The organism is Curtobacterium sp. UNCCL17 (assembly GCF_000686685.1).
Lineage (GTDB): Bacteria > Actinomycetota > Actinomycetes > Actinomycetales > Microbacteriaceae > Curtobacterium > Curtobacterium flaccumfaciens.
In genome coordinates this window covers 223,750-238,872 of the sequence record NZ_KK366000.1, presented here as the reverse complement: position 1 = coordinate 238,872, position 15,123 = coordinate 223,750, and the positions used below count along the sequence as shown (strand labels likewise).

At 71.3% G+C, this 15,123-nt stretch carries 16 protein-coding genes; 3 read left to right on the top strand and 13 right to left on the bottom strand.

Annotated features, from left to right (window positions below; genetic code table 11):
• Positions 1-6 precede the first annotated feature (6 nt).
• The 10 genes from BR70_RS0105935 to hrcA form a co-directional block, all read right to left on the bottom strand.
• Positions 7-696 (bottom strand): response regulator, encoded by a 690-nt coding sequence (locus BR70_RS0105935; RefSeq protein ID WP_035808237.1) that lies wholly within the window; start codon positions 694-696, stop codon positions 7-9.
• Complete coding sequence (locus tag BR70_RS19790) at positions 693-1,931, bottom strand: sensor histidine kinase (protein WP_051596686.1); 1,239 nt, start codon at positions 1,929-1,931, stop codon at positions 693-695. The genes BR70_RS0105935 and BR70_RS19790 overlap by 4 nt, the downstream gene beginning before the upstream one ends.
• A 73-nt stretch (positions 1,932-2,004) precedes the next feature.
• Positions 2,005-2,943: a GTPase Era gene (gene era / locus BR70_RS0105925; RefSeq protein ID WP_027465313.1), complete on the bottom strand. Its 939-nt coding sequence runs from the start codon at positions 2,941-2,943 to the stop codon at positions 2,005-2,007.
• Positions 2,940-4,262, bottom strand: coding sequence for a hemolysin family protein (locus tag BR70_RS0105920; protein ID WP_027465312.1), 1,323 nt, complete (start codon positions 4,260-4,262; stop codon positions 2,940-2,942). Before BR70_RS0105920 ends, era begins: the two co-directional genes overlap by 4 nt.
• A 3-nt stretch (positions 4,263-4,265) precedes the next feature.
• On the bottom strand, positions 4,266-4,727 hold the full coding sequence (ybeY, locus tag BR70_RS0105915) for an rRNA maturation RNase YbeY (RefSeq protein WP_017886675.1): 462 nt from the start codon (positions 4,725-4,727) through the stop codon (positions 4,266-4,268).
• Positions 4,724-5,866, bottom strand: a complete 1,143-nt coding sequence (locus tag BR70_RS0105910) for a PhoH family protein (protein WP_027465311.1) — start codon at positions 5,864-5,866, stop codon at positions 4,724-4,726. Before BR70_RS0105910 ends, ybeY begins: the two co-directional genes overlap by 4 nt.
• Positions 5,856-6,209 (bottom strand): histidine triad nucleotide-binding protein, encoded by a 354-nt coding sequence (locus tag BR70_RS0105905; protein WP_027465310.1) that lies wholly within the window; start codon positions 6,207-6,209, stop codon positions 5,856-5,858. The genes BR70_RS0105910 and BR70_RS0105905 overlap by 11 nt, the downstream gene beginning before the upstream one ends.
• A 38-nt stretch (positions 6,210-6,247) precedes the next feature.
• Complete coding sequence (locus tag BR70_RS0105900; protein WP_027465309.1) at positions 6,248-6,985, bottom strand: 16S rRNA (uracil(1498)-N(3))-methyltransferase; 738 nt, start codon at positions 6,983-6,985, stop codon at positions 6,248-6,250.
• On the bottom strand, positions 6,985-8,097 hold the full coding sequence (gene dnaJ / locus BR70_RS0105895; RefSeq protein WP_017886671.1) for a molecular chaperone DnaJ: 1,113 nt from the start codon (positions 8,095-8,097) through the stop codon (positions 6,985-6,987). Before dnaJ ends, BR70_RS0105900 begins: the two co-directional genes overlap by 1 nt.
• 33 nt (positions 8,098-8,130) lie before the next feature.
• The gene (hrcA, locus tag BR70_RS0105890) at positions 8,131-9,150 is read right to left on the bottom strand and encodes a heat-inducible transcriptional repressor HrcA (RefSeq protein WP_027465308.1); all 1,020 of its coding nucleotides are present in this window, start codon (positions 9,148-9,150) and stop codon (positions 8,131-8,133) included.
• Between the two features lie 110 nt (positions 9,151-9,260).
• Between hrcA and BR70_RS0105885 the strand changes: the two genes are divergently transcribed.
• Complete coding sequence (locus BR70_RS0105885) at positions 9,261-9,734, top strand: DUF4870 domain-containing protein (RefSeq protein WP_331279961.1); 474 nt, start codon at positions 9,261-9,263, stop codon at positions 9,732-9,734.
• Positions 9,735-9,771: 37 nt separating this feature from the next.
• Here the strand turns inward: BR70_RS0105885 and hemW are convergent, their stop codons facing one another.
• Complete coding sequence (gene hemW, locus BR70_RS0105880; protein WP_027465306.1) at positions 9,772-11,025, bottom strand: radical SAM family heme chaperone HemW; 1,254 nt, start codon at positions 11,023-11,025, stop codon at positions 9,772-9,774.
• 28 nt (positions 11,026-11,053) lie between these two features.
• Between hemW and BR70_RS19785 the strand changes: the two genes are divergently transcribed.
• Positions 11,054-11,746 carry an HAD family hydrolase gene (locus tag BR70_RS19785; protein WP_051596685.1) on the top strand — a complete coding sequence of 231 codons (693 nt, stop codon included), beginning with the start codon at positions 11,054-11,056 and terminating at the stop codon, positions 11,744-11,746.
• An 89-nt stretch (positions 11,747-11,835) separates the two neighbouring features.
• On the opposite strand, the gene BR70_RS0105870 is transcribed toward BR70_RS19785, so the two are convergent.
• Positions 11,836-12,483 carry a DUF1990 family protein gene (locus BR70_RS0105870; protein WP_035808235.1) on the bottom strand — a complete coding sequence of 216 codons (648 nt, stop codon included), beginning with the start codon at positions 12,481-12,483 and terminating at the stop codon, positions 11,836-11,838.
• Between the two features lie 131 nt (positions 12,484-12,614).
• On the opposite strand from BR70_RS0105870, the gene BR70_RS22190 reads away from it, so the two are divergent.
• On the top strand, positions 12,615-13,112 hold the full coding sequence (locus BR70_RS22190; protein WP_027465304.1) for a hypothetical protein: 498 nt from the start codon (positions 12,615-12,617) through the stop codon (positions 13,110-13,112).
• 104 nt (positions 13,113-13,216) lie between these two features.
• Here the strand turns inward: BR70_RS22190 and lepA are convergent, their stop codons facing one another.
• Positions 13,217-15,064, bottom strand: coding sequence for a translation elongation factor 4 (gene lepA / locus BR70_RS0105860; protein WP_027465303.1), 1,848 nt, complete (start codon positions 15,062-15,064; stop codon positions 13,217-13,219).
• Between the last annotated feature and the right edge of the window lie 59 nt (positions 15,065-15,123).

Genomic DNA, 15,123 nt, shown 5'->3' with positions numbered 1-15,123 from the left:
CCGGCGTCAGTCGGCCTTGGTGACGAGCCCGTGTTCGTGGGCGAAGACGACGAGTCGCACCCGGTCCCGGAGCTCGAGCTTCGTCAGGACCCGCGAGATGTGCGTCTTCACGGTCGCCTCGCTGACGTACTCGTGCTGGGCGATCTCGCTGTTGCTGAACCCCCGGGCGGCCAGGTCGAAGATCTCGCGCTCACGCGGCGTGAGGTCGGCGAACGCCGCGGGGACGGCGGCAGCGCGTCCGACCGAGTCGTCGTACCGCCGCAGGAGCTCCCGCGTGGCCGACGCGGCGAACACCGCGGTGCCGGCGTGCACGGTCCGGACCGCCGCGAGCAGGAACTCGGGGTCGGCGTCCTTGAGCACGAAGCCGCTCGCACCGGCGCGGATGGCCTTGGCGGCGGCCTCGTCGAAGTCGAACGTGGTCAGCACGAGGACCTTCGCACCGTCGGTGCCGGACTGCTCGACGATGTGACCGGTCGCCGTGATGCCGTCCATCACGGGCATCCGGACGTCCATCAGCACCACGTCGGGACGGGTCCGTCGGACGAGTTCGACCCCCTCGGCACCGTCGCCCGCCTCGCCGACGAACCGCAGGTCGGGCTGTGAGTCGATGAGCATCCGGATGCCGGTGCGGAACAGCGCCTGGTCGTCGACGAGGGCGACACGGATCGAGTGCTCGTCGGTCGGGATCGTGGTCATCGGGCGGTGCGCTCCTGCTCGGTCGGGGTGATCCGGCCGCGGGGCATCTGCCCGCTGGCCGGGACGGTCGGCATCCGGACGGCGACCGCGAAGTCGTCCCCTCGGGCCCCGGCAGTCATGGTGCCGCCGGTCATGACGGCGCGCTCGCGCATGCCGACCAGGCCGTGGCCCGTGCCGGGGCCGCGGACCCCGTCGTCCGCGCGTCGGTTCACGACGGCGATCTCGACCGTGTCCGGCCGGTAGGTCAGGGCGGCACGCACCGGGCTGCCGGGCTCACCGTGCTTGTACGCGTTCGTCAGGCTCTCCTGCACGATCCGGTAGACGGCGAGCTGCGTGGTGGTGGGCAGCCCGGCGGGGTCGCCCTCGCGTTCCACCCGTACGTCGAGCCCGAGCTGCCGCATCTCGTCGACGAGCCGGTCGATGTCGTCGATCTCGGGCGTCGGTGCGGTCCCCTGCTCGTGCCGGAGCGCGCCGAGGAGCTCGCGCACGTCGCCGAGGGCTCGGCGGGCCGTGGCCGAGATGGTGCTGAGGGCCTGGTCGGCCACCGCGGGGTCGGCCTTCAGGGCGTACCGGGCACCGTCGGACTGCGCGATGACGACCGCGAGCGAGTGCGCGACGATGTCGTGCATGTCGCGGGCGATCCGCACGCGCTCCTGCTCGACCGCGACGGCCCGATCGGCCCGCGCGGCGTCACGCTCGGCAAGCAGCTGGGCCTCGCGACTCATGCTCGCCGAGCGACGGGTCCGGACGACGAGTCCGGCGAGCCACGGGAGCAGCAGCAGGAGCAGGACGACGGCGAAGAACGACAGGGTGACCTGCAGCGACTCCGGCACCGACGTCGAGGTGGTCTCGTAGGTGAGGCGGTTCTGGTAGTCGTCGAAGCCCATGTACGCCGCCGCCGCCACGGACCCGAGGATCGCCGACACGAGCCCGGCCAGCCGCACACGGCGGCTGCCGTAGGCACTCGTCGTGTACATGACGCCGGCGATGAAGGCGTTCGAGACGTCCGGCACCTGCAGGGTGGCCATCTCGAAGACCGCGAACACCCACGCCACGGCCAGGGCGAGCCCGGGTGACAGACGCCGGATGGCCAGGGCGCCGGTCATCCCGACGACGGTGACCACGGACAGCGGCCCGTCGAGCCCGCGCCCGCTGGCGACCAGCACGAGGCCGCCGAGCAGCACGGCGATCAGCAGGTCGGTGATGACCTGCGCGCGCAGCATGGGACGGAACACCCGTCCACGGTACGGCGGGTCGCTCGTCCCCGCGTCCCTCGCCCGGATGACCCGGGGTGCGAGCGGCCGACGGTCAGAAGCCGAGGCGTCCGAGCTGCTTCGGGTCACGCTGCCACTCCTTGGCCACCTTCACGCGGATGTTCAGGTAGACGTGCCGGCCGCCGAGCAGCGACTCGATCTCGACGCGGGCCCGGGAACCGACGTCCTTCAGGCGCTCGCCCTTGTGTCCGATGACGATCGCCTTCTGGCTGTCCCGCTCGACGAACAGGTTCGCGAAGATGCGCAGGGGGCCGTCGGCGTCGTCGTCCGCGTCGGGCTCGACGATGTCCTCGATGACCACGGCCAGCGAGTGCGGCAGTTCGTCACGGACACCCTCGAGCGCGGCCTCGCGGATGAGCTCGCCGATGCGCTCCTCGTCGGTCTCCTCGGTCACCGCGCTCGAGTCGTACAGCTGCGGCGACTCGGGGAGCAGGGCGGTGATCACGCCGAGCAGGTCTTCGAGCTGCATGCCCCTGGTGCCCGAGGTCGGCACCACGGCGTCCCAGTCGCGGAGCTTCGAGACGGCCAGCAGCTGCTCACCGACGCGGTCCTTCGAGGTGCTGTCGATCTTCGTGACGATCGCGATCTTCTTGGCGCGCGGGTACTGGTCGAGCGTGTCGTTGATGAACCGGTCGCCGGGACCGACGGGCTCGTTCGCCGGCACGCAGAACCCGATCACGTCGACGTCGCCGAGCGTGGACTGCACGAGGTCGTTGAGCCGTTCGCCGAGCAGGGTGCGCGGACGGTGCACGCCCGGGGTGTCGACGATGATCACCTGGCCGTCGGGCCGGTGCACGATCCCGCGGATGGCGCGCCTGGTGGTCTGCGGCTTCGACGAGGTGATGGCGACCTTCTCGCCCACCAGGGCGTTGGTCAGCGTCGACTTGCCGACGTTCGGACGGCCGACGAACGAGACGAAGCCCGCGCGGTAGGGCTTCTCCGAGCCGGCCTGGGTGGTGTCGGGGTCGGTCATGCGTGCGTGGTTCCCGTCGTGGTGGGTTCGGCGTCGTCGAAGGCGTCCTCGACGTCGGCCAGGGCGTGGGTGCGCTCGGCGAGCACGGTGATGAGGTGGCGGCGCTTGCCCTCCACCCGGTCGGCGGTCAGGACGACCCCGGACACGGTGACGGTGTCGCCGGAGACGGCGAGGTGTCCGAGCTCCTTGGTGAGCAGGCCACCGGCGGTGTCGACGTCGTCGTCGTCGAGCTCGATGCCGAACAGGTCGCCGAGCTCGTCGATCGGCAGTCGAGCGGAGATCCGCCAGATGCCCGGTTCGACCTCGGTCCGGTCGACGACGGCGCGGTCGTACTCGTCGGAGATGTCGCCGACGAGCTCTTCGATCAGGTCCTCCATGGTCACCAGCCCGGCGACACCGCCGTACTCGTCGACCACCAGCACCAGGTGGTTCTTGGCGACCTGCATGTGCCGCAGGGTGTCGTCGGCGTGCTTCGACTCCGGCACGAACTCGGCGGGCCGCAGCAGCCGGCTGACCCGCTCACTGCGGGACGCCGGCCGTTCGTACAGCCACCGCGCGACGTCGCGCAGGTAGAGCACCCCCCGCACGTCGTCGCTGTCCTTGCCCGTCACCGGCATCCGGGACACCCCGGCGGCCAGGAACTGCTCCATGGCCGCGGCCAGCGTCTCCGCACCGTCGACGGTGAGCATGTCCGTGCGGGGCACCATGACCTCGCGCACCAGGGTGTCGCTGAACTCGAATACCGAGTGGATGAGCTCGCGGTCCTCGTCCTCGAGCACGTTGCTCTCGGTGGCCTCGTCGACGAGCGAGAGCAGCTGCTCCTCGCTCGACACGGTGGAGGCGCTCCGGCCGCGGCCAGGGGTGACGCGGTCGCCGATCTGGACGAGCAGCCCGGCCAGCGGACCGAGCACGATGCGGACCCCACGGACGATGCCGCCGGTCGCACCGATCAGCCGCTCGGCGTGGGCGCGTCCGACGCTGCGCGGGCTCGACCCGACCAGCACGAACGACACCGCGGTCATGATCGCGGCGGAGACGACGAGGGCGATCCACCAGCTGTCGAAGGCGCGCACGAGGGCGATCGTCACGAGCACCGCAGCCGCGGTCTCGGCGAGGACCCGGAAGAAGTTCAGCGCGTTGACGTGCGCCCCGACGTCGTCGGCGATCGCCTCGATGGCGCGGCGGCGCTTGTTGCCCCTGGCGATCTCCTCGAGGTCGGCACGGGAGACCACCGAGAGCGCGGCGTCGCTCGCGGCGAGGAGCCCGCCGAGCACGACGAGCGCCAGCGCCACCGCGAGGAGTCCGGCGACGACGACCACCGGCTACCGCCCTCGGTGCTGGGCGGCGAAGGCGGTCAGGATCTCGCCCTGGATGCCGAACATCTCGGCCTTCTCGTCGGGCTCGGCGTGGTCGAAGCCGAGCAGGTGCAGGATGCCGTGGCAGGTGAGCAGCAGCATCTCGTCGGTGCTCGAGTGCCCGGCGGTCTTCGCCTGCTCCTCGGCCACCTGTGGGCAGAGCACGATGTCGCCCAGCAGCCCGGCCGGCGTGGGGTCGTCCTCGGTGCCGGGGCGCAGTTCGTCCATCGGGAAGCTCAGGACGTCCGTCGGTCCGGGCTCGTCCATCCACCGGACGTGCAGCTGCTCCATCGCGCCCTCGTCGACCAGCACGATCGCGAGCTCGGCATCGGCGTGGACGTGCATCGCGTCCAGGGCGAACGCGGCGAGCCGCTGGATCGCGGCCTCGTCCACCTCGACGCCGGACTCGTTGTTGAGCTCGATGCTCACCGGGTGCCTCCTCGGGCGTCGTTCTGGGGGTACGGGGGTCGTGCGCGGTCCTGCGGCGGTCGCCCACGGCGTTCGGCGCGGTTCGCTCCGGCGGGGTTGCCGACCGGGGCGGTGCCGCGGCCACCGGGGCGCTGCCCGGCCTGCTCGGCGAGGCGCTCCTCGTCGTAGACCGTGTACGCGTCGACGATCCGGCCGACGAGGGTGTGGCGGACCACGTCCTCGCTGCCGAGACGGGCGAAGTGGATGTCCTCGACCTGGTCGAGGATGCGCGTCACGAGCCGGAGACCGGAGACGTTGCCCGGCAGGTCGACCTGGGTGATGTCACCCGTGATGACCATCTTCGAACCGAACCCGAGCCGGGTCAGGAACATCTTCATCTGCTCGGGCGTGGTGTTCTGCGCCTCGTCGAGCACCACGAAGGAGTCGTTGAGGGTCCGGCCACGCATGTACGCCAGCGGGGCGACCTCGACGGTGCCGGCCGCCAGGAGCTTCGGGACCAGCTCCGGGTCCATCATCTCGTTGAGGGCGTCGTACAGCGGGCGCAGATACGGGTCGATCTTGTCGGTGAGCGTGCCCGGCAGGAAGCCGAGCCGCTCGCCGGCCTCGACCGCGGGACGGGTGAGGATGATCCGGTTGACCTCGCGCCGCTGCAGCGCCTGCACGGCCTTGGCCATCGCGAGGTACGTCTTGCCGGTACCGGCCGGACCGATGCCGAACGTGATGGTGTGCTCGTCGATGGCGTCGACGTAGGCGCGCTGCCCGTCCGTCTTCGGGCGGACGGACTTGCCGCGGCTCGACACGATCGGGGTGCCGAAGGTGTCGGACGGCTTGCGGTCGTCGTCGAGGATGCGTGCGGACATCGGGATGTCGGACGGGCCGATCTCCTGCCCGCGCCTGACCATGCCGACGAGCTCGTCGACGAGCGCCTTCGCGCGTGCGACGTCGCGCTCGGGCCCGGTCAGCGTGACCTCGTTGCCACGGACGACGACCCGGACGCCCGGGTACTGGCGCTCGACGGTCTTGAGGAGACGGTCCTGGGGACCGAGCAGCTGCACCATGGCGATGCCGTCGACCTGGAGCGAGACGGAGACGGGCTCGTCGTCGGCGGCGGTGGGCTGTACTGGTTCGTTAACCGGCAAGGGTGCCTTCCTGCAGTTCACCTGCGAGTACGTGCGCGTGCACGTGGAACACGGTCTGACCGGCGGCTTCGCCGGTGTTGAAGACGAGTCGGAACTGGCCGTCGGCGCGCTCGTCGGCGATGCGCTGCGCGGTGGCGACGACGTGGGCCAGCAGATCGGGGTCGCCCGCTGCGAGTTCGCCGACGTTCGCGTACTGCTCGGTCTTGGGGACGACGAGCACGTGGACGGGAGCCTTCGGGGCGATGTCCTCGATCGCGATCACACGGTCGTCCTCGGCGACGATGGTCGCCGGGATCTCGCGCGCGATGATCTTGGAGAAGACGCTGGGCGTGCTGCTGCTCATGGGTCCATCGTAGGACGCGCCCGACGGCGTGGTCCGGCTCACCAGCGACCCAGTCGCGCCTGCAGGACAGCGAGTGCCGCCGGTCCGGCGGTGGACGTGCGGAGCACGCTGTCGCCGAGTCGGACCCGCACGGCGCCCGCGGCCTCGAGCCGGTCGAGCTCCGCGCCGTCGATGCCTCCTTCGGGGCCGACGACGAGGGCGATGTCCTCGGCGTCCGTCGGGGGCTCCCAGGTGGCGAGCCGCACGGTCGCGGTCGGGTCGAGCAGGACGAGGGTGGTCCCGTCCCCGAGCGCGGACACGAGCTGTCCGGTCGTCACCAGCGGCGCGACGACGGGCACCCGCGGACGGATCGCCTGCTTCGCCGCCTCGTGCACGATCGCGGCCCATCGGGCACGGCCCTTCTCGACCTTCGCGCCGTCCCACCGGGAGACGCTGCGCGCGGCCGACCATGGCACCACCCGGTCGACGCCGATCTCGGTCGCCGCCTGCACGGCCATCTCGTCGCGACCGCCCTTGGCCAGGGCCTGCACGAGCGTCAGCGACGGGCGCGGTGCGTCCTGGTGCTCGACGGTCTCGACCGCGAGCTCCAGCGTGTCCTTGCCGAGTGCCGTCACCGGACCGGAGACCACGGTGCCCCGGCCGTCGGCGATCCGCAGGACCTCGCCGACCCGGACGCGCGCGACGGAGACCGCGTGCCGGCCCTCGGCGCCGTCGAGCGACACCGGGTCACCGACGGCGACGCCGTCCAGCGAGTCGACGAGGTACAGCGACGCCATCAGTGGTTGAAGAACCGGTCGCGGAGCTTGCCGAACATGCCCTGCTGGAACCGGGCGAGCTGCGGGGCGGTGGTCTTGTGCGACTTCGCGAGCTGCTCGACCAGCTGCCGTTCCTTGTGGGACAGCTTGGTCGGCGTGACGACCTGCACGCCGACCCGCAGGTCACCGCGGCCGTTCCCGCGCAGCTTCGTGATGCCGCGGTCCTTGATGACGAGGACGTCGGCACTCTGCACACCGGGACGGATCTCGAGCTCGACCGGACCGTCGAGGCCGTCGATCGTGGTGGTCGTGCCGAGGACGGCGTCGGTCATGCCGACCTCGAGCGTCGCGAGCAGGTCGTCGCCGTCGCGGCTGAAGACGTCGTCGTGGCGCACGCGGATCTCGAGGTACAGGTCGCCGGACGGGCCGCCGGCCGGACCGACCTCGCCCTGGCCGGGCATCTGCAGGCGGAGTCCGGAGTCGACGCCGGCGGGGACGTCCACCGGCACGGTGCGCCGCGCGCGGACGCGGCCCTGACCCTGGCAGGTCGGGCAGGGGCTCGGGATGACGGTGCCGTAGCCGCGGCACGTGCCGCACGGGGCGCTCGTCACCACGTTGCCCAGGAGCGAACGGACCTGGCGCTGGATGTGCCCGGAACCGCCGCAGATGTCGCACGTGCGTGGGCTGGTGCCCGGTGCGCAGCAGGAGCCGTGGCAGGTCTCGCACAGCACCGCCGTGTCGACCTCGACGTCCTTGTGGGTGCCGAAGACGACCTCGTCGAGGTCGACCTCGATGCGGAGCAGAGCGTCCTGGCCGCGCTCGGCACGGCTGCGCGGGCCCGATCCACGGCCGCCACCACCGCCGCCACCGAAGAAGGCGTCGAAGATGTCGCTGAAGCCACCGGCGCCACCACCGAAGGGGCTGTCGGCCTGCGGCCCGGCGTCGTACCGGCGCCGCTGCTCGGGGTCGCTCAGCACGTCGTACGCGTGCGTCACGTCCTTGAAGCGCTCGGCGGCGTCGGGTGCCGGGTTCACGTCCGGATGGAGCTCACGCGCCAGGCGGCGGTAGGCCTTCTTGATGTCGGCATCGGAGGCGTCTCGCTGGACGCCGAGGACGTCGTAGTGGTCTGCCACGTATCCCTCAGTCGGTTGGGTTCGGTCGGTTGGTCAGTGTTCGCCCAGGAGCTTGGACAGGTAGCGGGCGACGGCGCGGACGGCCGCCATGTTCGTGCCGTAGTCCATGCGGGTCGGTCCGAGGACGCCCAGGCGGGCCACCTCGCCACCGGCCAGGTAGCCGCCGGCGACGATGCTCGTGGCGTCGAGCCCGTACTCGGCGTTCTCGACGCCGATGCTGGCCGCCACCGCGATGTCGTCCACCTGCATCTCCCCGAACAACCGGAGCAGGGTGACTTGTTCCTCGATCGCTTCGAGCACCGGGAAGAGCCCGCCGGAGAAGTCCTGCTCGCTCTTCGCCAGGTTGGCCGCACCGGCCATCAGCAGGCGGTCCTGCCGGTTCGCCGCGACCTGCTCGATGAGCGTGGCGACGACGACCCCGCCGAGCGTCTGGGCGTCGGGGCGGAGCTGCTGCGGCACGGCTCGGAGCGCGGTCGGGACGTCCTGCAGCAGGAGCCCCACCGTCGCGCCGTTCACCACGGTGCGGAGTTCACCCAGCGAGTCTTCGTCGAGCGGGACGTCGGTCTCGACCACGCGCTGTTCGACGCGGGCGGTGTCGGTGATGAGCACCACCATCAACCGGGCGTCACCGAGCCGGACGAGCTCGACGTGCTGCACCCGGGCGCGCACCATCGAGGGGTACTGCACCAGGGCGACCTGGTTGGTGAGCTGGCTGAGCAGCCGGACGGTGCGCCCGAGGACCTCGTCGAGGTCGTTCGGGGCGCCGAGGAAGGTCTCGATGGCGTGGCGCTGGGCGCTGGAGAGCGGACGGGCACCCGCCAGGTGGTCCACGAAGACGCGGTACCCCTTGTCGGTCGGCACCCGGCCGGACGAGGTGTGCGGCGCGGCGATCAGCTGCTCGTCCTCGAGCAGGGCCATGTCGTTGCGGATCGTCGCGGCGCTGACCCCGAAGGCGTGCCGCTCGACGATGGTCTTCGAACCGACGGGTTCACGCGACGCCACGTAGTCGCGCACGATGGCCTTGAGGACCTCGAGGCTGCGTTCACTGACCACGAGCGCCTCCTTTCCCGATCGACCTGGCACTCGGACGTGTCGACTGCTGATCCTACGCCCGACCGCTGACGGCCCGGGACTTCCGGGCGGTCGGCCGATACGCTTCCGCCATGACCTACGGACAGCAGCCCGACGGCCCCGGACCCGAGCACCCCGGCGGCCAGTACGGCCACGGCCCCGGTGGCCCCCAGCAGCCCGGCGGACCGCAGTACCCCGGCGGGCCGCAGTACCCCGCCGGCTACACCCCGCCCCGGCCGATGAGCCCGGAGGACCAGCGCCTGTGGGCCACGCTGACGCACATCGGCGGCATCTTCTTCAACTTCATCGCACCGTTGGTCGCCTACCTGGTCCTCCGCGACCGCGGCGGCTTCGTCCGCGAGCACACCCGCGTCGCGCTGAACTTCCACATCACGATGGGCATCGCCTACGTGGTCGGTTCGCTCACGTCGGTGTTCGGCGTCGGGGTCCTGATCGTGCTGGCAGCGGGCATCGTGTCGCTGATCTTCAGCATCATGGCCGCGATCGCCGCGAACCAGGGCCAGTTCTACCGCTACCCGCTCTCGATCGAGTTCATCAAGCAGTAAGCGGCAAGCACTGCGCAGCCGGCAGTGCGCCGGCTCCTCAGTCGAGCAGCTCCCGCACCACCGCGTCGGCGAGCAGGCGACCCTGCAGGGTCAGGTCGATCCGTCCCCGCACCGCGGCCGACCCGTCCACGAGTCCGCGTGCGATGAGGCCGGCGACCCGGCCACGGGCCTCCTGGCGGATCTCGCTCGTCGCGAGCTCCCCGCGGACCCGCGCCGCCAGCAGCAGGCGCTCGACGTACCGCGTCTCGTCGTCGATGGTCTCGCGGCCGGCGGCCGGCGACTCCCCCGACAGCACCCGGTTCGCGTACGCGGCCGGGTGCTTGACGTTCCACCAGCGCGTGCCGGCGACGGCGGAGTGTGCGCCGGGGCCGACGCCCCACCAGTCGTGGCCCTTCCAGTAGGACAGGTTGTGGCGACTCGCGTGCGCGTCGCCGCGCGCCCAGTTCGACACCTCGTACCAGGAGTAGCCGGCGTCGCCGAGCACCTGGTCGGCGAGCTCGTACATGTCGGCGGCCAGGTCGTCATCGGGGGCTGGGAGCTCGCCGCGGGCGACCATGCGGCCCATCGCAGTGCCGTCCTCGACGATGAGCGAGTACGCCGACACGTGGTCGGGCTCGCAGGCGATCGCGGCGTCGAGCGAGGTCCGCCAGTCGGCGAGGGACTCCCCCGGCGTCGAGTAGATGAGGTCGAGCGAGACGTCGAGCCCCTGCTGCTTCGCGAGGTCGACGACGACGGGGACCCGGAGCGGGTCGTGCGTGCGGTCGAGCGTGGCGAGCACGTGCGGCACGGCGGACTGCATGCCGTAGCTGATCCGGTTGAAGCCGCCGGCCCGCAGCGTCTCGAGCGACGCCGCGTCGACGGAGTCCGGGTTCGCCTCGGTGGTGACCTCCGCCCCGGGCAGGATGCCCCAGGTGTCGTCGATCGCACGGAGGATCATCGCCAGGTCGGACGCCGGGAGCATGGTCGGGGTGCCGCCACCGAAGAAGACGGTCGACACCGGCCGCCGCGGCACACCGGAACGGTCGAGCACGGTCGCGGCCCACTCGATCTCGCGCACGGCGTGCCCGGCGTAGTCGTCGCGACGGACGCCGCGGAGTTCCGACGCCGTGTAGGTGTTGAAGTCGCAGTAGCCGCAGCGCACGCGGCAGAACGGCACGTGCACGTACACGCCGAAGGGCACGTCACCGGCGGTGGGACCAGCCCCCGGCCCGGCAGCGGAGCCCGCTGCCGCCCACGGGGTGATCAGGCCGTCCGCTGGTGCTGGATCGGCGATCGGGAGAGCACTCGGCATGGGCTCCATTCTCCGTCATGATGGAGCCATGGAGCACCATCCCGTCCCCACCACGGTCCTGTGGGACATCGACGGCACCCTCGTGATGAACGCGTCGTCCCCGGGCAACCTCTACCACCTCGCCCTCGAGCGGGCGGTGGGCCGCGACCTCACCCTGCGGGTCGGGCACCAGCACGGCCGGACCGACGCCGGGCTCATCGCCGAGCACGTGCACGCCCACGCGTTCGAGGACACCCTGATCCCCACGGTCAGCCGGCACCTGCACGACCTGACCGCCGAACGGCACGCCTCCGGCGACCACCGCAGCCCCGTCCCCGGGGCGAAGGCGCTCCTGACCCGCTTCGCCGAACTCGGTTGGCGCAACGGCCTGCTCACCGGCAACTCCGAGTACCGCGCCCGGGTGAAGCTCACCGGCGCCGGGTTCGACGCCGACGTCTTCGACTGGGAGCACTCGTACTTCGGCGACACCGAGGTCGAGCGGGCCGGGGTCACCCTGCGCGCCGCCGCCGAGCTGGTCGGCACCCGGGCGGTCATCGTCGGCGACACCCCGCGCGACGGTGAGGCCGCGGACGCCGCAGGCATCCCCTTCCTGGCCGTGGCGACGGGTGTCTACGACGTGGACGCGTTGCGGCACACGAACGCCGTGACGGTCGCACGCGACTGCCAGCAGGACGCCGCCCTCATCGAGGATGCGATCGCCGCACTCCCGCCGCTGCGCTGAGGAGCAGGAGCGAGCGGGGTCGCGAGACCGCGGGCGCGACCGCGAGACCGCGGGCGCGACCGCGAGACCGCGAGACCGCGACCAGACGCCTAGTCGCCCCGCAGCGCCGCCAGGTACTTCTCCGCCATGACCTTCTGCTGCCGCCGCACGAACGGCGCGACGAAGCGCCACTTCCGGCTCGCCGGCTGCGAGAACTGCCGGACCTGCAGCCACACCGAGCCGTCCGGGGTGCGCTCGACGACGAACGACTCCTCGCCGGAGAGCGGGTGCCCCTCGAGCGTGCCGTAGGCGAACCCCTTGCGGTCGTGCTCGTCGATGATCGACACGACGCGCACCGGTGCCAGCACGGTCTGCCCGAACGCGTGGATCGTCAGCGTCGCGCTGGTGCCCGCCGTCAGCAGCGGGGTGCCGTCGGGCGCGAACTTCTCGACCCGGGGCGTGCCGATGGACGCCGGCGCGATCGGCACACCGTCGTCGTCGAAGGTGACCGGGTTGTACCGGACCTCGTCGTCGTCGGGCTGCTCCTCGACGCGCACGCGGACCCCGCTGCGCTCCTGGATCTGCCACGTGAGCGCCTGCACCACGGCGGTCTCGAACCGCTGGTCGCCGTGTCCGATCCGCGCGCGCGACTCGGCCGGCGTGAAGCCGTCCGGCGGGTAGGTCATGAGGTCCGACGCCTGGGTCGCCCCCACCGCGCCGTACGTCAGGGCGGTCCGGTAGCTCCCGCGGATGCTCATGCCGCCATGTTACTTGGGCAGGCCGCCCCGGATCGAACCGATCCACGCTCACCTCCGTCGGATCGGCGCACCCGCCGTGCACCCCGAACTGGAGGCCCGACAACCGCCCGCCCCGGGGCTATCGTCAGCAGGTGCCCCGCCCCACCCCCGTCCGTCCGCGGTCCGTCGACCGCCGGACCGCCGTCCTCGCCGCGCTCACGCTCGTCGCGTTCGGCGTGGCGGCGACCGCCCGGGTGCTGGTGGACGTGACCACGTCGGCCGCGGCGTCACCCGCCCGGTACGCCACCGTCGCGCTCGCTCCCGAGGCGTGGAACGGCTTCGACACCGCGAACGTCATCGCCGCCGTCGGGGCGAGCTGCGCCGGCGCCGGGGTGCTGCTGTTCGGTGCAGCACTGGTGTCGGCCGTGCGGCGTCAGCGCGGCCGTCGGCTGCCGCTGGTCCTCGCGGTCGTGACGCTCGCGATGGTCGTCGGCGCCGTGGTCGCCGGGGTGGCCTCCGGCGAGCAGACCGACTTCGACGCGGCTGCCCACTGGGCCATCCTGCGGACCGCACTGGCGGGACTGGCCGCTGCGAGCCTCCCGGCCCTCTGCCTGGCCGCCCTGCGGGCGCGCGCCCGCCGGACCGGCTGACCCGCGCCGAGCTTTCGCGCTCACCGACAGATCTCGGCGGTCGCAGTGCGTGAGCTGTCGCTCAGCGCGAAACGCGCTACGCGCTACGCGCTACGCGCCCGGCGCTACTTCTTCTTCTCTTCGACGTCGCCGGAGAGCGCCGCGATGAAGGCCTCCTGCGGGACCTCGACCCGACCGATGGTCTTCATGCGCTTCTTGCCCTCCTTCTGCTTCTCGAGGAGCTTGCGCTTGCGGGTGATGTCACCGCCGTAGCACTTCGCCAGGACGTCCTTGCGCATCGCGCGGATGCTCTCACGGGCGATGATGCGGGCGCCGATGGCAGCCTGGATCGGCACCTCGAACTGCTGGCGCGGGATGAGCTTGCGCAGCCGCTCGGTCATGAGCGTGCCGTAGGCGTACGCCTTGTCACGGTGCACGATCGCACTGAAGGCGTCGACCTGGTCGCCCTGCAGCAGGATGTCGACCTTGACGAGGTCGGCGGCCTGGTCGCCGGTGGGCTCGTAGTCGAGCGACGCGTAGCCCTGGGTCTTGCTCTTCAGCTGGTCGAAGAAGTCGAAGACGATCTCGCCGAGGGGCATCTCGTAGCGGATCTCGACGCGGTCCTCGCCGAGGTACTCCATGCCGAGCAGGGAGCCGCGGCGCTGCTGGCAGAGCTCCATGATCGCGCCGACGTAGTCCTTCGGGGCCAGGATCGCGGCGCGGACCATCGGCTCGCGGACCTCGACGATGCGCCCGCTCGGGAACTCCGAGGGGTTCGTGACCTCGGTCACGGCGTTGTCCTCGGTCGTGACCTCGTAGATCACGCTCGGGGCCGTGGTGATGAGGTCGAGACCGAACTCGCGCGACAGCCGCTCGGTGATGATCTCGAGGTGCAGCAGCCCGAGGAACCCGCAGCGGAACCCGAACCCGAGCGCCACCGAGGTCTCCGGCTCGTAGACCAGTGCGGCGTCGGAGAGCTTGAGCTTGTCGAGCGCTTCGCGGAGCACCGGGTAGTCGCTGCCGTCGATCGGGTACAGGCCCGAGAACACCATCGGCTTCGGGTCCGTGTAGCCGGGCAGCGCCTGCGTCGCGGGCTTCTGTGCGCTCGTGACGGTGTCGCCGACCTTGGACTGGCGGACGTCCTTCACACCGGTGATCAGGTAGCCGACCTCGCCGACGGACAGCCCCTTCGTGGGCTTCGGCTCCGGGCTCGAGACCCCGATCTCCAGGATCTCGTGCGTCGACTTCGTCGACATCATCTGGACCTTCTCGCGGGGCGAGATGGTGCCGTCGATCATGCGGACGTAGGTGACGACGCCGCGGTAGCTGTCGTAGACCGAGTCGAAGATCATCGCGCGGGGCGCTGCCTCGGCATCGCCGACGGGGGCCGGCACGCGACGGACGACCAGGTCGAGGAGCTCCGGCACCCCGACGCCGGTCTTGCCGGACACCCGGAGGACGTCCTCGGGCTTGCCACCGATGAGCTGCGCGAGCTCGGCCGCGTACTTGTCCGGTTCGGCCGCCGGGAGGTCGATCTTGTTGAGGACGGGGATGATCTCGAGGTCGTTCTCGAGCGCCAGGTACAGGTTCGCGAGCGTCTGCGCCTCGATGCCCTGGGCGGCGTCGACGAGCAGGATCGCGCCCTCGCACGCGGCCAGGGAGCGCGAGACCTCGTACGAGAAGTCGACGTGCCCGGGGGTGTCGATCATGTTCAGCGCGAAGGTCTCACCGTCGAGTTCCCACGGCATGCGCACGGCCTGCGACTTGATCGTGATGCCGCGCTCGCGCTCGATGTCCATGCGGTCGAGGTACTGCGCACGCATCGCACGGTCCTCGACGATGCCGGTGATCGACAGCATGCGGTCGGCCAGCGTCGACTTGCCGTGGTCGATGTGCGCGATGATGCAGAAGTTGCGGATCGCGTCGGCCGGGGTCGCTGCGGGCTCCAGCGGAGCGGATGCTTGTGGGCTCACGGTTCCTCAGGTGGGTCGGACGGTCGCAACAGTCTCCCACGCTTCACCCGCCCTGGAGG